The sequence below is a fragment of the Streptomyces sp. CBMA152 genome, from assembly GCF_014596475.1.
Taxonomy (GTDB): Bacteria; Actinomycetota; Actinomycetes; order Streptomycetales; family Streptomycetaceae; genus Streptomyces.
This window is the reverse complement of sequence record NZ_MECJ01000029.1, coordinates 582,503-600,867: the sequence shown is the minus strand read 5'-3', so window position 1 is coordinate 600,867 and position 18,365 is coordinate 582,503. Positions and strand designations below refer to the sequence as shown.

Here is an 18,365-nt window from a genome sequence, read left to right as displayed (position 1 = left end):
GTAGGCCGGGGGGCGCTTCCTTGATGGAGCTCAGCCCCCCAACGCCTCCCCCAGATCCAGCGACACCGCCACCCGTACCGCCACACTCTCCGCGTACGTGGCGTCCGGGCGCTCGAAGGCCGGGCGGCCCGGGCCGCGCAGGAACGTGAGGACCCCGAGCGTGCGCCCCCGGCTGCGCAGGACCGTACACAGGGCGTGGCGGGCGTCCGGCGGCCACTGGCGCTCCTGCGCCCAGGTCTGCGCTCCCGCGCCACCGCTCGCCCGTACCGAACCGATGCGGTCGACCGACTGCAGGGCCGGGTGGCCCGGCGCGTACCCGACCGGGATGCCGCCGCCCGCCACCGGCGCCACCGGTCCCGGCGCGCTCGCCGGGGACGCCGCCAGCCGCAGCAGCCGGTCCTCGCCCACCACCAGATCGAGCAGCGCGTGATCGGCGAAGCCCGCCAGCGCGAAGTCCAGATACGAGGTCGCCGCCTCCACCGGGTCCTCGCACTCCGCCGCCGCGCGCGACGCCCGGTACAGCTGGTTCCAGCGGAACCGCAGCCGGTCCGACTCCTGCTCGGCGAGCCTCGCGTCCGTCACGTCCTGGAACAGCCACGCGACCCCGAGCGGCACCGGCTCCTCCGCCAGCGGCGAGGCGAGCCGCAAGAACCCGCTGCGCCAGCAGCGCCGCCGCTCGCCCTCGGCCGTCCGCAGCGTCACCCACAGCTCGGTCGGCGACGTCGGCGCACCCTCCGACAGCACATGGTGCAGCGCGCCCTCCAGCTCCTCGACGCCCTGCACGATCAACTCGCCCAGCGGCCGCCCCAGCACGGTGACCCGTCCGGTCCCGAGCGCGCGCGCCGCGTACGCGTTGACGACGGTCGGCCGCAGGTCCACGTCCACCAGGACCACACCCCAGGACCCGTCCTCGAACAGCGCCTCGCTCAGCGCGATCGCCCGCTCCAGGTCGATCTGCGCGTGCACCTCGCTGAACGCGCAGTACACGCCCGCCGGTTTGCCGTCGCCGCCGCGCACCCCGGCCGACTGCGTCCGTACGAGAACGCGCCCGCCGTCCTTCTTCAGCAGCGCGAACTCGTGCACCACACGGCCCGGCGCGTCCATGGCGGCCATCAGCCGCCCCTCCACCTCACCGGCGTCCGCGGCCCGCACCGCCCACCCCGCGAAACCCTGCCGCCCGACCGCCTCCTCGGCGCTCCAGCCGAGGATCCGCTCCGCCTCGCGGTTCCAGTGCGTCACCGCACCGCCCGCGTCGAACGCGCACAGCGCGGCGTCCATGCCGTCGAGCAGCGCGGCGAGCAGATCGCCGCCGTGCTCGGGCTCGGCCGTCGGCGGGCCGCCGGTGCCCCCGCCCTCCCGGTCCGGTTCGTCGGGACCGAGGGCGTTGGTGGTCTCGCTCCGGGAAGCACTCATCCTGGCACCCCCTGCAGGACGTGTCGCCGCGTCACGCCGACGCACCGACGCGCGTCAGATCATTCAACTGGAACGTGACGCATCCCACACCGAGTTCGGGGAAATCACTTCACCAGAGGGATCGTTTTCCGTCGCGGAAACGATTCATGTGCCCGTGCCCACGGCGTGTCGCGCGCCCGCGCACCTCCCTCTTCGGCCACGCGTGGGCGGGGGCCGGGAAGTCCGGAAACAAACGCCTTTCCAGACCCACCCGTCGCGCACATAGTGACGGCCATGACCTCTCTGATACGTCATGTGACGTTCGACTGCGCCGACGCGTACCGCCTGGCCACGTTCTGGGCCGCGGCCCTCGACGGCAGCCTCTCCGACGAGGACTTCCCCGGCGACCCCGAGGCGCTGGTCACGGCCGGGTCCACGACTCTCCTGTTCGTCACGGTCCCCGACACCAAGTCGGTCAAGAACCGCGTCCACCTCGACCTCCAGCCCGAGGACCGCACCCGCGACGAGGAGGTCACCCGCCTGCTCGCGCTCGGCGCCACCGTCGCCGGGGACCACCGCCGCCCCGACGGCTCGGGCTGGGTCACGATGGCCGACGTGGAGGGGAACGAGTTCTGCGTGGAGCGCAGCGCGGGGGAACGGCTGGGCACGCGATAGGCGCCGCACGCGCGTGTGGCGCCACCCCCGTCCCCGGGGCGGCGCCACACGCGTACGACGTCCGTACGGAACAAGGCCGTACGGACGCGAGCGGCTCGGGGTGTCAGGCCCCGATGCCCTCGAACCCCTCCACCGCGCGCGGGTCGCGCGGGCCCGGGCCGATGTAGCGGGCCGACGGGCGCACCAGACGGCCCGTCCGCTTCTGCTCCAGGATGTGCGCCGACCAGCCCGCCGTACGGGCGCAGGTGAACATCGACGTGAACATGTGCGCCGGGACCTCCGCGAAGTCCAGCATGATCGCGGCCCAGAACTCGACGTTCGTGGCCAGCACCCGGTCGGGGCGGCGGGCGTGCAGCTCCTCCAGGGCGGCCTTCTCCAGCGCCTCCGCGACCTCGAAGCGCGGCGCGCCCAGCTCCCTGGCGGTGCGGCGCAGCACGCGCGCGCGGGGGTCCTCGGCGCGGTACACCCGGTGCCCGAAGCCCATCAGACGCTCGCCCTTGTCGAGCGCCTTCTTCACGTACGCGGTGGCGTCGCCGGTCCGCTCGATCTCCTCGATCATGCCGAGGACGCGCGAGGGCGCGCCGCCGTGCAGCGGCCCGGACATCGCGCCGACCGCGCCGGAGAGCGCGGCGGCCACGTCGGCGCCGGTGGAGGCGATGACGCGCGCGGTGAACGTCGACGCGTTCATGCCGTGCTCGGCGGCTGACGTCCAGTACGCGTCGACGGCCTTCACATGCTTCGGGTCGGGCTCACCGCGCCAGCGGATCATGAACCGCTCGACGACGGACTCCGCCTTGTCGATCTCCTTCTGCGGCACCATCGGCAGCCCCTGACCGCGCGCCGACTGGGCGACGTACGACAGCGCCATGACGGCGGCCCGGGCCAGGTTGTCGCGGGCGGTCTGCTCGTCGATGTCGAGCAGCGGTTTCAGCCCCCACACCGGCGCGAGCATCGCGAGCGCGGACTGCACGTCGACGCGGATGTCACCGGAGTGGACGGGGATCGGGAACGGCTCGGCCGGCGGCAGGCCCGGGTTGAAGGCCCCGTCGACGAGCAGCCCCCACACGTTCCCGAACGACACATGGCCGACGAGGTCCTCGATATCGACGCCACGGTAGCGAAGGGCGCCCCCCTCCTTGTCGGGTTCGGCGATCTCCGTCTCGAACGCGACGACTCCTTCAAGTCCGGGTACGAAGTCGGACATCAGGCGGCTCCTCATGATGCGCGGAAATGGGTCGGGCAGGGGGCGCCCCTTCCCCCGTCATGCCCCGTGCGGCGGCGAAATCACCCACCGGGTCGTAGGGGGGCCACAGTGGCCCAGCGCAGAGTTTGGCGGGTTCAACGGGTGCGGGGAAGCGTGACATCCGGCACACTGCGCCATTTGGCGCGAGAAGGGTTGGCGACCCTCCGTGCCGGGAAAACTGACACGCCGTGCCATTCGCGTGTCCGACGGGAAGACGCGGCCGCGCCCATGACGGAGTGCGGCCGGGACACCGTCGCACTCTCGACGGAGTACGGCCGGATGACGCCGCCCCGCCCTCGACGGGGTGCGGCAGGATGACGCCGTGACCGACCACGACCCCGCCGCCATGCGCCGCCAGTACCGCACGACACTCCTCGACGAGGCGGACCTCGCCGCCACCCCCATGGCCCAGTTCGCGCGCTGGTTCAAAGAGGCCGTCACCGCCGGACTGCACGAGCCGAACGCCATGGTCGTCGCCACGGCGACCCCCGACGGCCACCCCTCGACCCGCACGGTCCTGCTGAAGGCGTACGACGACCGAGGCTTCGTCTTCTACACGAACTACACCTCCCGCAAGGCCCGGGAACTGACGGCGAACCCACACATCTCGCTGCTCTTCCCCTGGCATCAGATCGCCCGCCAGATCATCGTCACGGGCACGGCGACCCAGGTCCCCCGAGAGGAGACCGAGGCGTACTTCCGCACCCGCCCCCACGGTTCCCAGCTGGGCGCCTGGGCGAGCGCGCAGTCGACGGTGATCGCGTCACGAGACGAACTGACGCGCCAGTACGAGGAGTTGGCGACCCAATACCCCGAGGGCGGCCCGGAGATCCCGGTCCCCCCGAACTGGGGCGGCTACCGGGTGGTACCCGAGACGGTCGAACTCTGGCAGGGCCACGAGAACCGCCTGCACGACAGACTGCGATACGTGACGGATGGCGCGGGGGCGTGGCAAGTGGAACGCCTGAGCCCGTGATCCTGCGCATGCAGAAACCCGCGGGCTCGGGTTCCTCCGAAGAGAAGCCGGCCGGACGTACCGGCGAGCCCGCGGGTCGGTGACTGCTGGGATTCAGGCCGGCGCGAGCCGACCCCACTCAAAGAGTGCGACTGACAGGCGCTAGCCCGCAGTCACCTCACGCGTCCGGTACTCATACATCTGCCGAACCACCTCCTCTCTCGTGTGTCCCACACATTAGGAAGCCCTGCGGACGCCTACAACCGAATTAAATCGACGGTTCGGCCCTCTTGATCGTTTCACCCCAAGCCCAGGTAAAGTCGATCAAGGACCAGTCCCCCCACAACGGGCCCCCACGGCCCGGGATTTGGAGTACGACGATGCGTCGCACCGTGACCACCGTTCTCGCCGCCGCTCTGCTTGCCGGTGGTATAGCCGTTACCGCCGCGCCCGCGCAGGCCGCCCCCGCCAAGGCTTCCGCTGCCAGTGGGGTGATCACCTGTGAGCCGGCGAAGCTGCGGCAGGATGCCGCTCAGCTCGACCGGAAGGCCGATGAACTCAACGCGCTGGGCGAGCGTGATGCTGCTGCCAAGGCGCACCGGGACGCCGAGGACCTTCGCCGGCATGCCAAGGCTTGTGAGGATGCCGAGAACAACTCGTAAGTAGTGAGCGGTTGAGGGCGCGCCGGCGCCCTCAACCCCCACCCGCTCACGCCAGCGCCGACTCCACCAGCCGAGACCACTGCGCCACCACCCGTTCCCGGCGCGCCTTGTCGTCCGTCAGCAGGTTCGCCAGGCCCAGGCCCCGCGCCATGTCGAGGAGGCCCTGGACCGTTTCGCGTACGCCGGGGACCGATTCGTCCGCGCCCAGCAGGGCTATCGCGATGCGGTGGGATTCCCTTCCCACCCTTGCTTCCAACTCCCGTACCCTCGCGTGCAGTTGGGGCTCGTTTGACGCCGCTACCCACAGGTGCAGGGCCGCGCGGAACAGTGGGCCCGTGTAGAGGTCGACCAGGCGGGCCACCACCGTGGGGCGGTCCGTGGGGCCCAGGGCACGCAGCGCCGTGGAACGCTCTTCCGCCACGTACTCCACCGCCGCCGTGAACAGGTCCTCCCGCGTCGGGAAGTGGTGTTGCGCCGCGCCGCGCGAGACTCCGGCTCGTTCCGCCACCACGGAGACCGTCGAGCCCGACCAGCCCCGTTCCGCCAGGCACGCCACCGCCGCCTCAAGCAGGCGCTGCCGCGTCGCCCGGCTGCGGTCCTGCTTCGGCTCCTTGGCGGAAGCGGTCGCAGACGTCATCGCACCCATTCCGGATCCCGTCGTTCCAGGAACGCCGTCACGCCCTCCTTCGCCTCGGCCGAGGCGAACAGGGCCGCCGAACGCGCGCTCAGGTCTTCCGTGCAGCGGTCGAACATCTCCACCACCGTAGCCGTGACCAGCGCCTTCGATGCCGCCAGGCCCCCGGGGGATGCCTTGCGAAGCCCCTCCAGGATCGGCTCAAGACACGAGTCCACATCCTGCGCCCACGACGTCAGCAGGCCCGCCCTCACCGCCTCCTCCGGGCCGAAGCGCTCACCCGTGAGGTAGTACCGCGCCGCCGCACGAGGGTCCATGCGCGGCAGCAGCGGCATGGAGATCACGGCAGGAGCGAGGCCGAGGCGGGACTCCGTGAAGGCGTACGTCGACTCCGGGCCCGCCACCGCGATGTCGCAGGAGCCGAGCAGGCCGAGCCCGCCTGCCCGTACGTGGCCCTTCACCCTCGCCACCACCGGCTTCGGCAGCTCCACCACCGACCGCATCAGTGCCACGAACGCGGCCGGGTCCGGCGGCGCCTTGAGGTCGGCGCCCGCGCAGAACGTGGAGCCGGTGTGGGTCAGCACCACCGCCCGTACGTCCGGCTCCACCGCACACCCCGCCAGCGCCTCGCCCAACTCCCGGACCAGACCCGCCGACAGCGCGTTCCGGTTGGCCGGTGAGTCGAGTGTCAGGGTGCGGATGCCCCGGTCCTGCGAACTGCCTATATACGTCACGCCTCGCCCTTCTGACGATCCCTCAGTTCGCGCCGCAGGATCTTTCCCGACTGCGCCCGCGGCACCTCCTCGATGAACTCCACCCTGCGCACCTTCTTGTACGGCGCCACCCGCTCGGCCACATACGTCATCACCTCGTCCGCCGTCAGATCCGGCGCACTCGCCGCCCGGACCACGTACGCACACGGCACCTCCGCGCCGTCCTCGTCGTACACGCCGATCACCGCCGCGTCCGCGATGGACGGATGGGCCAGGAGCAGGGCCTCCAGCTCCGCCGGGGCGACCTGGAAGCCCTTGTATTTGATCAACTCCTTCACGCGGTCCACCACGAACAGCCATCCGTCGGCGTCCACTTGGCCGATGTCGCCCGTGTGCACCCACCCCTCCGCGTCGATCATCGCGGCGGTGGCGTCGGGGCGGCCTAGGTAGCCCTTCATGACCTGCGGGCCTCGAATGGCGATCTCGCCGGGTTCGTCGGTGCCCAGGTCCTTCTCCGGGTCGTCCAGCGACAGAATGCGCATCTCGGTGCCGGGCAGGAGTTTGCCGACCGAGCCCGGCGGCGGGTTCGTGGCCGCGAGGGGGACGACGTGGGTGCCGGGCGAGAGTTCGGTCATGCCGTACGCCTGGCGTATCGGCGGGAGTTTCAGGCGGGCCGAGCAGGCAGCCGCGAGCTGGGCGTCGAGTGGGGCCGCCGCGCTCACCACGTACTCCAGCGAGGACAGGTCGTACTGCGCCACCGACGGGTGCTTGGCCAGCGCCAGCACTATCGGCGGGGCAACGTACAACCCCGTGATCCGGTGGCGTTCGATCGCCGCCAGGAACTGGTCGAGGTCGAAGCGCGGCAGCACCACGACCGTGGCGCCGTACCGCAGTGGGGCGTTGAGCAGCGCGGTGAGGCCGTAGATGTGAAAGAAGGGGAGGACCGCGAGGATGCGGTCGCCGGGCTTCATCGGGAACACCGGGGCGAGCTGCGCCAGGTTGGTGGCGATCGAGCGGTGGGTGAGCATGACGCCCTTGGGGACGCCGGTGGTGCCCGAGGAATACGGCAGTACGGCGATGTCCTCGCCGGGGTCGATCGACACCTCGGGTTCCGGCGCCTTGGAGGCGAACATGTCGAGGACCGAGCGATGGCCGTCCGCCCGGTCGCAAACGAAGATCTCGGCTATGGAGCCGCTGAGTTCGGCCGCCCGGCGGGCCGTCTCCAGAAGTGGCGCGATCGTGACGATGAAGCGGGCCGAGGAGTCGGCGATCTGTTTGGCGAACTCCTCGGCCGTGGCCAGCGGATGGACGGTGGTCACCGACGCCCCGGCCCTGGTGGCGCCGTAGAACACGGCGGGGAACAGCACCGAGTTGGGGCTGTGCAGGGCGAGGACGTCACCCTTGGCGAGCCCGGCCTCGGCGAGGGCGGCGGCCACCCGGCGGTGCTGGACGTCCAGCAGGGCGTACGAGACCGAGGTGGCGCCCGTCGGGTCGGTGCCGTCGATCAGGGCGGTGACGTCGCCGTGCCGGGGCACGGCGTGCCCGAGGACCGCCTGGTGGATGGGTTCGTCGACGGCCGGGACGGCGGGGTACTCGCTGTGGAAGACCATGGGGGCACGTCCTAGTACGGCTAGTACGACTTGGGAAGCCCCAGCGTCTGATGCGAGACATAGTTGAGGATCATCTCGCGGCTGACCGGCGCGATCCTGGCCACGCGCGCCGCCGTGATGAGCGACGCGAGCCCGTACTCGCGGGTGAGGCCGTTGCCGCCGAGAGTGTGGACGGCCTGGTCGACGGCCTTGACGCAGGCTTCGCCGGCCGCGTACTTGGCCATGTTGGCGGCCTCGCCCGCGCCCATGTCGTCGCCCGCGTCGTACAGCGCGGCGGCCTTCTGCATCATCAGCCGGGCGAGTTCGAGCTCGATGTGGGCCTGGGCGAGCGGGTGCGCGATGGCCTGGTGGGCGCCGATGGGTGCCTTCCACACCTGCCGCTCACGCGCGTACGCGATGGCCTTGCCGAGCGCGTAACGGCCCATGCCGATCGCGAACGCGGCCGTCATGATCCGCTCGGGGTTGAGCCCGGCGAAGAGCTGGAGCAGCCCCGCGTCCTCGTCGCCGACCAGCGCCTCGGCGGGCAGGCGCACCTCGTCGAGGACGAGCTCGAACTGCTTCTCCTGGGCCTGGAGTTCCATGTCGATCTGCGAGCGCTCGAAGCCGGGGGTGTCGCGGGGGACGATGAACAGGCAGGGCTTGAGGCTGCCTGAGCGAGCGTCCTCGGTGCGGCCGACGATCAGGGTGGCGTCGGCGATGTCGACGCCGGAGATGAAGACCTTGCGGCCGGTGAGGATCCAGCCGCCGGTCTCCGCGTCGCGGCGGGCGGTGGTGGTGATGCGGTGCGAGTTGGACCCGGCGTCGGGTTCGGTGATGCCGAAGGCCATGGTGAGCGAGCCGTCCGCGAGCCCCGGCAACCAGGCCCGCTTCTGCTCCTCGGTGCCGAAGCGGGCGATGACCGTGCCGCAGATCGCGGGCGAGACGACCATCATCAGCAGCGGACAGCCCGCAGCCCCCAACTCCTCCAGGACTATGGAGAGTTCGGCCATACCGCCGCCCCCGCCGCCGTACGCCTCGGGAAGGTTCACCCCGAGGTAGCCGAGCTTGGCGGCCTCGGCCCACAGTGCCTCGCGGTCGTGTCCCCGGCCGTGGCGCTGCCCGAGGGCCGCCACGGCGGCCCGCAGGTCCTTGAGTTCCTGGCTCTCGATGGCGCTGCTTCGTGCTGAGCTCATGACGGCTGGTCCTCCTGTGCTTCGGTTGCGTCCTGGACGACGGCGAGCAGGGCGCCGACCTCGACCTGGCGGCCGGGGGCGGCGTGGAGCGCGGTGAGCGTGCCGGAGTGGGGGGCGGTGACGGGGTGGGTCATCTTCATGGCCTCCAGCCACAGCAGCGGCTGCCCCGCCCGCACCCGGTCCCCCTCGGCGAGCCCGTCCGCGACCCGGACGACGACGCCCGGCATGGGCGCGAGCAGCGATCCGGGGGTGACGAGTTCGGCGGGGTCGGTGAAGCGGGGGTGTGCGGTGAGGGCGTACGCGCCGGAGGCGGTGTCGACGTACACCTGGTCGCCGTAGTGCGCGACCTCGAAATCCCTTGCCACGCCGTCGACTTCGAGGCGTACGCGGCCGGGCTCGGCGGATTCCAGGCGTACGCCGGGGAAGCCCTCGGCGGTGAGCCCTTCCCGGGTGAGGCGGTAGCGGATCTCGTGGTCGCCGTAGCGCTTGGTCTGCGGCTGGGAGGGGAGGTTGCGCCAGCCGCCGCCGAAGCGGGAGGCCCTGCGGGAAGCGTCGGCCAGGGCGGCGGCGAGGGCAGCGTACGCCTCGCCGTCGCGCGGCGCGGTCAGGGCGGCCAGGTGGCGGTCGTAAAACCCGGTGTCGAGGCGCGCGGCCGTGAAGTCCGGGTGGCGCAGGGAGCGTACGAGCAGGTCGCGGTTGGTCGTGGGGCCGTGGACGCGGGCGAGTTCGAGCGCGCGGGCGAGCTTGCGGACGGCGGCCGCGCGGGTCGGGGCGTGCACGATCGCCTTGGCGAGCATGGCGTCGTAGTGGACGCCGATGGTGTCGCCGTCGTCGTAGCCCCGGTCCAGACGTACGCCCGGGATGTCGAGGCGGTGCAGGACGCCGGTCTGGGGGGTCCAGCCGTGGGCCGGGTCCTCCGCGTAGAGCCGGGCCTCGATGGCGTGACCGGATGCCTGCGGCGGCTCGGCGGACAGGGCGGCGCCCTCGGCGACCTGGAGCTGGAGCGCGACCAGATCGACCCTGAACACGGCCTCCGTGACGGGGTGTTCCACCTGGAGGCGGGTGTTCATCTCCAGGAAGTACGCCCGCCCGGACGCGTCGACCAGGAACTCGACCGTGCCCGCTCCCCGGTACGAGACGGCCCGGGCGGCCGCGACGGCGGCGGTGCGCAGCCGGGTCCGCAGCGCCTCGGGCAACCCGGGCGCGGGCGCCTCCTCGATGACCTTCTGGTGGCGGCGCTGGAGCGAGCAGTCCCGGGTGCCGAGCGCCCAGACGGTGCCGTGCGCGTCGGCCATGATCTGGACTTCTACGTGCCGCCCCCGCGAGATGTACGGCTCGGCGAACACCTCACCGTCCCCGAACGCGGACCGCGCCTCGACGGATGCGGCCTCCAACTCCCCTGCTAGCTCGGCGAGTTCACGTACAACACGCATGCCGCGCCCACCCCCACCCGCCGCCGCTTTCAGCAGCAACGGCAGATCGGCGTCGGTGGCCTTCGCCGGGTCGACGGGGGCGAGCAGCGGCACCCCGGCGGCGGCCATCAGCTCCTTCGCGCGGGTCTTGGAGGCCATCGCCTCGATCGCGGCGGGCGGCGGGCCGACCCAGGTGAGGCCGGCGGCGACGACCGCGCGAGCGAAGTCGGCGTTCTCGGAGAGGAAGCCGTACCCGGGGTGCACGGCGTCCGCGCCCGCCGCGAGGGCCGCCTTCACGATGAGGTCGCCGCGCAGATACGTCTCGGCGGGCGTGGCCCCCGGCAGCCGCACGGCCGCGTCCGCCTCCCGTACGTGCGGGCTGTGCGCGTCGGCGTCGGAGTGCACGGCGACGGTGGAGATGCCCAGGTCACGGCAGGTGCGGAAGACCCGGCAGGCTATCTCGCCCCGGTTGGCCAAAAGGAGGGAAGTGATCATCTGAGGGCTCACATCCGGAAGATGCCGAAGCCGCCGCGGGCGCCTTCGACGGGGGCGGTGTGGACGGCGGACAGGCACAGGCCGAGGACGGTGCGGGTGTCGCGGGGGTCGATGACGCCGTCGTCGTAGAGCCGCCCGGAGAGGAACATCGGCAGGGACTCGGCCTCGATCTGCTGCTCGACCATCGCGCGCAGCCCGGCGTCCGCCTCGTCGTCGTACGGCTGCCCCTTGGCCTGTGCGGAGGCGCGGGCGACGATCGAGAGCACCCCCGCGAGCTGCTGCGGCCCCATGACGGCGGACTTGGCGCTGGGCCAGGCGAAGAGGAACCGCGGGTCGTACGCGCGCCCGCACATGCCGTAGTGCCCGGCGCCGTACGACGCACCCATCAGCACCGACAGATGCGGCACCTTCGAATTGCTGACCGCGTTGATCATCATGGCGCCGTGCTTGATGATCCCGCCCTGCTCGTACTCCTTGCCGACCATGTAGCCGGTGGTGTTGTGCAGGAAGAGCAGCGGGATGTCGCGCTGGTTGGCGAGCTGGATGAACTGGGCGGCCTTCTGCGACTCGGCGGAGAAGAGCACGCCCTGGGCGTTGGCGAGGATGCCGACGGGGTAGCCGTGCAGGGTGGCCCAGCCGGTGACCAGGCTGGTCCCGTACAGCGGCTTGAATTCGTCGAAGTCGGACCCGTCGACGATCCGGGCGATGACTTCGCGCGGGTCGAAGGGGGTCTTGAGATCCCCCGGCACGATCCCGAGGAGCTCGTCCTCGTCGTACTTGGGCGGCTCGTAAAAAGGGTCCGGATCGGGGTGCGCCTTGCGATGGTTGAGGCGGGCGACGATGCGGCGGGCCTGGCGCAGGGCGTCGTGCTCGTCCACGGCGTAGTGGTCGGCGAGCCCGGAGGTGCGGGCGTGCATCTCGGCGCCGCCCAGCGACTCGTCGTCGCTCTCCTCGCCGGTGGCCATCTTCACCAGCGGCGGCCCGCCGAGGAACACCTTCGACCGCTCTTTGATCATTACAGTGTGGTCGGACATCCCGGGCACGTACGCGCCACCGGCGGTGGAGTTCCCGAACACGACGGCGATCGTGGGGATCCCGGCGGCCGAGAGCCGGGTGATGTCGCGGAACAGGGCGCCGCCCGGGATGAAGATCTCCTTCTGGGACGGCAGATCGGCGCCGCCGGACTCGACGAGGCTGATGCACGGGAGCCGGTTGGCGTACGCGATCTCGTTGGCGCGCAGCGCCTTCTTGAGCGTCCACGGGTTGGAGGCGCCGCCGCGTACGGTCGGGTCGTTGGCCGTGATCAGACACTCGACGCCCTCGACGACCCCGATCCCGGTGACCATCGAGCCGCCGACCGGATACTCGCTCCCCCAGGCGGCGAGCGGCGACAACTCCAGGAAGGGCGTGTCCGGGTCGAGCAGCAGCTCGATACGCTCCCGGGCGAGCAACTTCCCCCGCTTGTGATGGCGTTCGACGTACTTGGCGCCGCCGCCCGCGAGCGCCTTCGCGTGCTCGGCGTCGAGCTCGGCCAGCTTGCCGAGCATGGCCTCGCGGTGGGCGGCGTACTCGGGCCCGGCGGTGTCGAGTGCGGTGGGCAGGACGGTCACAGCAGTGCCTCCGGTATGTCCAGATGCCGCGCGCGCAGCCATTCGCCGAGCGCCTTGGCCTGCGGGTCGAACCGGGCCTGCGAGGCGACGCCTTCGCCGAGGAGGCCGTGGACGGTGAAGTTGAGGGCGCGGAGGTGGGGGAGGACGTGTCGCTCGACATCCAACTCGGCGCATTCGGGAAGCAGTTGTTTCAGCAGATCCACGGTCAGGGTGTGCGCGAGCCAGGCCCAGGCGTCATCGGTGCGCACCCAGACGCCGATGTTCGCGTCCCCGCCCTTGTCGCCGCTGCGGGCGCCTGCGAGGAGACCGAGGGGTACGCGGCGGGTCGGCCCGGGGGGTGGTGGGGCGGGGAGCGGGGGTTCGGGGACGGGCGCGAGTGGGCGGGTGTGTGGGGCCGGGGGTATCACCTCCCGGGTGCCGTCCGGGAGTACGGCGGTGTGCGCGACGTCGCCGATGTCGATGCTCGCCGCTTCGAAGACCCCGTACGGGGTGCCCTTGGCGGGCGGGGCCGTCACATGGAAGCCCGGGTAGCTGCCGAGGGCGAGCTCGATGGCGGCGCCGGTGACCGTACGGCCGACGGCGTCGGGGTCGCTGTCGCGGACGACGAGCCGGAGGAGGGCGCTGGCGGTCTCTTGGGTGTCGGCGTCTTGTCGATCGGTCCGGGACAGCTCCCAACTGACGTGATTGGGCTGCGACTTGGCGCGCCCGAAAGCATCCTCCACCTGCTCCCGGACGAGTGCGGCCTTGGCCTCGATGTCGAGCCCGGTGAGGACGAAGACGACCTCGTTGCGCCAGCCGCCGACGCGGGTGCGGCCGACCTTGAGGGTGGGGGGCGGGGCTTCGCCGCGCACGCCGCTGATGAGCACCCGATCGGTCCCGTCCGTTGCCAGCCGTACGGTGTCGAGCCGGGCGGTGACGTCGGGTCCGGCGTAGCGGGCGGCGCCGGTCTCGTACAGGAGTTGCGCGGTGACGGTGCCGATGTCGACGACGCCGCCGGTGCCGGGGTGTTTGGTGACGACGCTGCTGCCGTCGGCGTGGATCTCGGCGAGGGGGAAGCCGGGGCGGCGTATGTCGTGGTCGCCGAAGAAGGAGTAGTTGCCGCCGGTCGCCTGCGTACCGCACTCCAGGACGTGCCCGGCGACGACCGCGCCCGCGAGCCGGTCGTACTCCTCCGGCCCCCACCCGTGCCACCACACGGCGGGCCCGGTGACCAGGGCCGCGTCGGTGACGCGCCCGGTGACGACGACGTCCGCCCCGGCGGCGAGGCAGGCGGTGATGCCGGCACCGCCGAGGTAGGCGTTGGCGGTGAGGGCGCCGGGGGGAAGGGGCAGGCTGTCACCCTCGACGTACGCGACGCGCGCGGGCACACCGACGCGGCCCGCCAACTCCTGGATGGCGTCGGCGAGTCCGGCGGGATTGAGCCCCCCGGCATTGGCGACGATCCGCACACCACGCTCATGCGCTAGGGCGAGACACTCCTCCAACTGCCGAAGGAACGTCTTGGCGTAGCCGAGGCGGGCGTCCTTGAGGCGGTGGCGGCCGAGGATGAGGAGGGTGAGCTCGGCGAGATAGTCCCCGGTGAGGACGTCGAGGGGCCCGCCGGTCAGCATCTCGCGCATCGCGTCGAAGCGGTCGCCGTAGAAGCCGGAGAAGTTACCGATACGGAGGGGGCGGCGCTCCGGGTTCATCGGGCCCCCTTGGGCGCGCGTCCCGGCCCGGGCGGCCCCGCGAAGGCCTGGGCGATGTCGAGCCACCGGTCGGCATCGGGGCCCACGGCTTGGATGGCGGTGTCCGTGCGGTGTACGCGCTGCGTGACGAGGAGGCAGAAGTCGAGGGCGGGGCCGGTGACGCGCTGCTCGGCGTTCTCGGGCCCGTACGTCCAGATCTCCTCGCCGTCCGGGGCGGCGAGCTCGACCCGGAACTCCTCCGTGGGCGCGGCCAACCCCCTTACGGCGAAGGCGAAGTCCCGAGCCCGCACCCCGATCCGCACGACGTGCCGGAGGCGGGGGGTGGGCTTGCGGGTGCGGCCGAGGGCGTCCCATACGTCCTGGCCGTGGGCCCAGGTCTCCATCAGGCGGCCGGTGGCCATGGAGGCGGTGGACATGGGCGGCCCGTACCAGGGGAAACGGGCGCCGGGGGGTACGGTGCGGAGGGCGTTCTGCAGTTGGACACGCCCGTCCCGCCAGCGGGCGAGGAGTTCGGCGGGGGCCAGCCGGGCCCCCTCCTCAGCGCCCTCGTCGACAAAGCTGTCGGGAGCTTTCGCCGCCTTCTCGACCTCGACGGCGAAGCCCTCGGCATCGGTCACGGCAAGCAACGCGGCCCGGTCGGTCCAGGCCAGATGCGCGATCTGATGCGCGACGCTCCACCCTTCGGCGGCGGTACCCCGCCCCCACTCGCCGGGGTCCAACTCGCCGACCAGCCGGTCGAGTTCATCCCCTTCGTCGCGCAGATCATCGAGCACGACGGTGGTCGGATCGGACACGGGTGCGGTTCCCTTCGGGCGGGGATACGGCGGTGCGTGTCCGGGAGCATGGCAGCGGCGCGCAAAACAAGCAAGCGTGCTTGCATTGTTTTTTGCCAGGGGCGTACGGGGTGGTGTGGTGGGTCAAGTTCCTTGCCGGAATGCGCCCTTGACCGTGGCGACGGGGTAGCGGGATGGTCGTTCGTGCAAGGCGGTGTAACTTCCGTCGGCTCGGGAGGCTGACATGACACTGCAGTTCATCGGGATCGATCCGGAGACCGGACAGGAGGGCTCCCCCACCGTCTGGGTGGACGAGAGCAAGCAGGAGTTCGTGTTCCAGGGTTTCAAACCGGGCACGGAACTCGAAGCGGAGTGCGCGGCGTTCGTGGCGCCCGGTCACGCGCCCGGGATTCCGCCGCACGAATCGGTGGTACGAATGCCGTTCCGTATGGTGCCGATGCTGAGGGAGGCGTGTGATGTCGCAGAGCGGTCCGGGCTTCTTTGACCTGGTGGAGACGGCCGAATTCCAGGCCGTACACCTCGAAATGCGGGACGTGTACGGCGTCGGCAACGAGACCGAGGACTTCGACACCTGGAAGCAGACGGGCGTGTGCGACACGGACCCGGCGTCGGAGCGCTGGACGCCCTGGGTCGACCTGGTGCGCAGGACCGTCGGCCGGGGCGTCGCCATGCGCCGCGCGCGCATCGTGTCGGAGCCGGTGACGGACTACATCAAGTACGAGCACGCCATCACCCGGGTCAACGTCCTTGCAGGTGAGCAGGTCCGCTGGCTGCCCCGGCGGCTGGCCTCCGACCTGGCCCTGCCGGGGAACGACCTCTGGCTCTTCGACCGGAAGACGGTCCTGTTCAACCACTTCACCGGCGACGGGGAGTGGGCCGACCCGAAGTGGGAGGTCCGCACCGAACCGGAGGTCGTCCAGCTGGTCTCCACCGCCTTCGAAGCGGTGTGGGAACGCGCGGTCCCGCACGAGAAGTTCACGGTCTGATCCCACCACGCGCCAAGAGCCCCTGTGTCGGCCTCGCCCTCGTCCGGAGCCCAAGCCGCCCGCGAAGTGATCGCCGGGCGGCTGCGGGACCTGCGCGTCGAGGCGGAGCTGACCGGGCACGAACTGGCCGTTCGCTGCGGCTGGAGCCCCGCGAAGTCGTCGCGCATCGAGCACGCTCGGACGCCACCGTCCGACGCCGATATCCGTGCTTGGTGCGCGGCCTGCGGAGCCTCCGAGCAGGCCGCGGACCTCGTGGTGGCGAACCGCCGGGCCGACGAGATGTGGGTGCACTGGAAGAAGCTCCACCGGCATGGGATGCGCAGGGCGCAAGAGGAGGTCGTCCCGCTCTACGAACGCACCCGCCTGTTCCGCGTGTACTGCTCGAACGTCGTGCCCGGCATGCTCCAGACCGAGGCGTACGCCTCCGCCCTGCTCTCGACGATCGCCGCGTTCCAGGACACCCCGGACGACTCACCCGAGGCGGCGGCGTCCCGGGTCGAGCGCTCGCACGTCGTCCACGAAGGTGACCACCGGTTCGCGCTGCTCCTGGAGGAGACGGTCCTGCGCTACCGCATCGGCACCGCCGACACGATGGCCGGCCAACTCGGCTACCTGCTGGCCGTCATGGCGCTGCCGAACGTCAGCCTCGGCATCATCCCGTTCACCGCACCGCGCCGGGTCTGGCCGCTGGAGGCGTTCTACGTCTTCGACGACCACCGGGTGAGCGTCGAACTGCTGACGGCCGCAGTGAACGTGTCCGCGCCGAGCGAGATCGCCGTGTACGCCAAGGCTTTCGCCCAGCTGTCGGAGATCGCCGTCTACGGCGCCGCCGCCCGCGCCCGCATCGCGGAGGCGATTAACTCACTCGGGTGATCGCGGTGCAAGGTGCTGCAAGACAGTGGCCCTGCGCCATGGACCGGGCGAACCATCACCCCATGCCCACCAAAAAGCAGAACCCCGACAACACCCCCACTCCGCGAGGCTGGCGCATCGACCCCGTACCGAGTCGGCCCGCCTACCGGGACGGGGACGGGAACGTTCGGGTCCCGATGTGGCTCGCCCGGGACGGGCGGCATGTGGCCGACGCCGACATGATGCTGCTGCCGTCCGAGGCGGAGCTGCTGAGCGAGCGGCTGGCGGCGGCACTCCGGGGAGCGGCCCGCTCGGCCGCACGCGAGCTCTTCGACGGGCCCGGCGTCACCGTCGTGAACGTCGGCCCGCCCTGGGCTACTCCCCCCGCCCCCGCGCCACCTGCGACCGCACCGCCCCGATGCTCGCGCCGATGACCAGGGCTATTGCCAGGGCGTCCGTGGCGGAGAGGGACTGGTGCAGGACCAGGAAGCCCGCCGTGGCCGCGATGGCCGGTTCCAGGCTCATCAGGATCGCGAAGGTGGGGGCGGGCAGGCGGCGCAGGGCGAGGAGTTCCAGGGTGTACGGGAGGACCGACGACAGGATCGCCACCGCCGCGCCCAGGCCGATCGTCGAAGGAACCAGCAGCTTCGCGCCCGACTCCATCGCCCCCAGCGGCAGGGACAACACCGCCGCGACCGCCATCGCCAGGGCGAGGCCGTCCGCCTGCGGGAAGCGTCGGCCCGTACGGGCGCTGAAGAGGATGTACACCGCCCAGCACGCGCCCGCGCCCAGCGCGAACGCCGCCCCGGCGATGTCCAGCGACCCGAAGCCCGCTCCCCCGCTCAGGAGCGCCACACCCGCGAGCGCCAGACCCGCCCAGACGAGGTTCACCAGGCGGCGCGACGCCAGGACCGACAGCGCCAGCGGGCCCAGTACCTCCAGGGTCACCGCCGTGCCGAGCGGGATGCGGTCGACCGCCTGGTAGAACAGGCCGTTCATCCCGGCCATCGCGACGCCGAAGGCGACCACCGTGCCCCAGTCCGCGCGCGAGTACCCGCGTACCTTCGGGCGACAGATGACCAGCAGTACCAGCGCGGCCGCCGCCAGGCGCAGGGTGACGACGCCCGCCGCGCCCGCCCTCGGCATCAGCATCACGGCGATCGCCGAGCCGAACTGGACCGATACACCCGCCGAGATCACCAGCGCCACCGGCGCGAACGCCGCCCCGCGTCCGCGTGCGGCACCGAGCCCGCCCGCCGCCTCCGGCGTGGAGACGGTCGCCGCCGTGGTGGCGTTCGGCTCTGCGGCGGCACGCGGACTGGTCACCGTGGGACTCCTGAGTTAGTTCACTTCAGTGGACTGGGTATATAAAATATTGCACCATTGCCGCGCGCTCGTACAGTCATTTCTCTGTGGGAGCGGAATCACGCGTTCCCCTCCACTGTAAGCACTCGTGTAAGTGGCCCTCGATA

The 18,365-nt window shown here is 71.4% G+C and carries 18 protein-coding genes; 7 read left to right on the top strand and 11 right to left on the bottom strand.

Features of this window, described 5'->3' with window-relative positions:
- Positions 1-30 precede the first annotated feature (30 nt).
- Positions 31-1,413, bottom strand: coding sequence for a PAS domain-containing protein (locus BG418_RS29850; RefSeq protein ID WP_188277089.1), 1,383 nt, complete (start codon positions 1,411-1,413; stop codon positions 31-33).
- A 273-nt stretch (positions 1,414-1,686) separates the two neighbouring features.
- Between BG418_RS29850 and BG418_RS29845 the strand changes: the two genes are divergently transcribed.
- Entirely contained in the window at positions 1,687-2,067 is a 381-nt protein-coding gene (locus BG418_RS29845; protein WP_188277088.1) for a VOC family protein, read from the top strand.
- A 103-nt stretch (positions 2,068-2,170) separates the two neighbouring features.
- Here BG418_RS29845 and BG418_RS29840 read toward each other — a convergent pair whose 3' ends face one another.
- The gene (locus BG418_RS29840) at positions 2,171-3,271 is read right to left on the bottom strand and encodes a citrate synthase 2 (protein WP_188277087.1); all 1,101 of its coding nucleotides are present in this window, start codon (positions 3,269-3,271) and stop codon (positions 2,171-2,173) included.
- A gap of 385 nt (positions 3,272-3,656) precedes the next feature.
- Here BG418_RS29840 and pdxH point away from each other — a divergent pair, with 385 nt between their 5' ends.
- On the top strand, positions 3,657-4,286 hold the full coding sequence (pdxH, locus tag BG418_RS29835) for a pyridoxamine 5'-phosphate oxidase (protein WP_188277287.1): 630 nt from the start codon (positions 3,657-3,659) through the stop codon (positions 4,284-4,286).
- 371 nt (positions 4,287-4,657) lie between these two features.
- Entirely contained in the window at positions 4,658-4,927 is a 270-nt protein-coding gene (locus tag BG418_RS29830) for a hypothetical protein (protein ID WP_188277086.1), read from the top strand.
- A gap of 46 nt (positions 4,928-4,973) precedes the next feature.
- Here BG418_RS29830 and BG418_RS29825 read toward each other — a convergent pair whose 3' ends face one another.
- The 8 genes from BG418_RS29825 to BG418_RS29790 are packed head-to-tail and all read right to left on the bottom strand — an operon-like array spanning position 4,974 to position 15,055.
- On the bottom strand, positions 4,974-5,564 hold the full coding sequence (locus tag BG418_RS29825; RefSeq protein WP_188277085.1) for a TetR/AcrR family transcriptional regulator: 591 nt from the start codon (positions 5,562-5,564) through the stop codon (positions 4,974-4,976).
- On the bottom strand, positions 5,561-6,295 hold the full coding sequence (locus BG418_RS29820; protein ID WP_188277084.1) for an enoyl-CoA hydratase family protein: 735 nt from the start codon (positions 6,293-6,295) through the stop codon (positions 5,561-5,563). The genes BG418_RS29825 and BG418_RS29820 overlap by 4 nt, the downstream gene beginning before the upstream one ends.
- Positions 6,292-7,884, bottom strand: a complete 1,593-nt coding sequence (locus BG418_RS29815; RefSeq protein ID WP_188277083.1) for a 4-coumarate--CoA ligase family protein — start codon at positions 7,882-7,884, stop codon at positions 6,292-6,294. The genes BG418_RS29820 and BG418_RS29815 overlap by 4 nt, the downstream gene beginning before the upstream one ends.
- Before the next feature lie 20 nt (positions 7,885-7,904).
- Positions 7,905-9,056: an acyl-CoA dehydrogenase family protein gene (locus BG418_RS29810; protein WP_188277082.1), complete on the bottom strand. Its 1,152-nt coding sequence runs from the start codon at positions 9,054-9,056 to the stop codon at positions 7,905-7,907.
- Positions 9,053-10,963, bottom strand: a complete 1,911-nt coding sequence (locus tag BG418_RS29805; RefSeq protein WP_188277081.1) for a biotin carboxylase N-terminal domain-containing protein — start codon at positions 10,961-10,963, stop codon at positions 9,053-9,055. Before BG418_RS29805 ends, BG418_RS29810 begins: the two co-directional genes overlap by 4 nt.
- Before the next feature lie 8 nt (positions 10,964-10,971).
- Positions 10,972-12,573 carry a carboxyl transferase domain-containing protein gene (locus BG418_RS29800; RefSeq protein WP_188277080.1) on the bottom strand — a complete coding sequence of 534 codons (1,602 nt, stop codon included), beginning with the start codon at positions 12,571-12,573 and terminating at the stop codon, positions 10,972-10,974.
- On the bottom strand, positions 12,570-14,261 hold the full coding sequence (locus BG418_RS29795) for an acyclic terpene utilization AtuA family protein (RefSeq protein WP_188277079.1): 1,692 nt from the start codon (positions 14,259-14,261) through the stop codon (positions 12,570-12,572). The genes BG418_RS29800 and BG418_RS29795 overlap by 4 nt, the downstream gene beginning before the upstream one ends.
- Positions 14,258-15,055, bottom strand: a complete 798-nt coding sequence (locus tag BG418_RS29790) for a TIGR03084 family metal-binding protein (protein ID WP_188277078.1) — start codon at positions 15,053-15,055, stop codon at positions 14,258-14,260. The genes BG418_RS29795 and BG418_RS29790 overlap by 4 nt, the downstream gene beginning before the upstream one ends.
- A 223-nt stretch (positions 15,056-15,278) precedes the next feature.
- On the opposite strand from BG418_RS29790, the gene BG418_RS29785 reads away from it, so the two are divergent.
- From BG418_RS29785 to BG418_RS29770, 4 genes are all read left to right on the top strand, one after another.
- Positions 15,279-15,539: a hypothetical protein gene (locus BG418_RS29785; protein ID WP_188277077.1), complete on the top strand. Its 261-nt coding sequence runs from the start codon at positions 15,279-15,281 to the stop codon at positions 15,537-15,539.
- Positions 15,511-16,041: a DUF6879 family protein gene (locus BG418_RS29780; RefSeq protein WP_188277076.1), complete on the top strand. Its 531-nt coding sequence runs from the start codon at positions 15,511-15,513 to the stop codon at positions 16,039-16,041. The genes BG418_RS29785 and BG418_RS29780 overlap by 29 nt, the downstream gene beginning before the upstream one ends.
- A gap of 24 nt (positions 16,042-16,065) precedes the next feature.
- Positions 16,066-16,914: a Scr1 family TA system antitoxin-like transcriptional regulator gene (locus BG418_RS29775; RefSeq protein ID WP_188277075.1), complete on the top strand. Its 849-nt coding sequence runs from the start codon at positions 16,066-16,068 to the stop codon at positions 16,912-16,914.
- A gap of 62 nt (positions 16,915-16,976) precedes the next feature.
- Positions 16,977-17,327, top strand: coding sequence for a hypothetical protein (locus tag BG418_RS29770; RefSeq protein WP_188277074.1), 351 nt, complete (start codon positions 16,977-16,979; stop codon positions 17,325-17,327).
- Here the strand turns inward: BG418_RS29770 and BG418_RS29765 are convergent.
- On the bottom strand, positions 17,269-18,219 hold the full coding sequence (locus BG418_RS29765) for a DMT family transporter (RefSeq protein ID WP_188277073.1): 951 nt from the start codon (positions 18,217-18,219) through the stop codon (positions 17,269-17,271). The genes BG418_RS29770 and BG418_RS29765 overlap by 59 nt on opposite strands.
- Positions 18,220-18,365: the final 146 nt, after the last annotated feature.

Coding starts and splice junctions, on each gene's coding strand:
- BG418_RS29805 (WP_188277081.1), bottom strand. CDS start 10,963: ATGATCACTTCCCTCCTTTTGGCCAACCGGGGCGAGATAGCCTGCCGG.
- BG418_RS29780 (WP_188277076.1), top strand. CDS start 15,511: ATGTCGCAGAGCGGTCCGGGCTTCTTTGACCTGGTGGAGACGGCCGAA.
- BG418_RS29840 (WP_188277087.1), bottom strand. CDS start 3,271: ATGTCCGACTTCGTACCCGGACTTGAAGGAGTCGTCGCGTTCGAGACG.
- BG418_RS29815 (WP_188277083.1), bottom strand. CDS start 7,884: ATGGTCTTCCACAGCGAGTACCCCGCCGTCCCGGCCGTCGACGAACCC.
- pdxH (WP_188277287.1), top strand. CDS start 3,657: ATGCGCCGCCAGTACCGCACGACACTCCTCGACGAGGCGGACCTCGCC.
- BG418_RS29845 (WP_188277088.1), top strand. CDS start 1,687: ATGACCTCTCTGATACGTCATGTGACGTTCGACTGCGCCGACGCGTAC.
- BG418_RS29785 (WP_188277077.1), top strand. CDS start 15,279: ATGACACTGCAGTTCATCGGGATCGATCCGGAGACCGGACAGGAGGGC.
- BG418_RS29850 (WP_188277089.1), bottom strand. CDS start 1,413: ATGAGTGCTTCCCGGAGCGAGACCACCAACGCCCTCGGTCCCGACGAA.
- BG418_RS29770 (WP_188277074.1), top strand. CDS start 16,977: ATGCCCACCAAAAAGCAGAACCCCGACAACACCCCCACTCCGCGAGGC.
- BG418_RS29810 (WP_188277082.1), bottom strand. CDS start 9,056: ATGAGCTCAGCACGAAGCAGCGCCATCGAGAGCCAGGAACTCAAGGAC.
- BG418_RS29795 (WP_188277079.1), bottom strand. CDS start 14,261: ATGAACCCGGAGCGCCGCCCCCTCCGTATCGGTAACTTCTCCGGCTTC.
- BG418_RS29825 (WP_188277085.1), bottom strand. CDS start 5,564: ATGACGTCTGCGACCGCTTCCGCCAAGGAGCCGAAGCAGGACCGCAGC.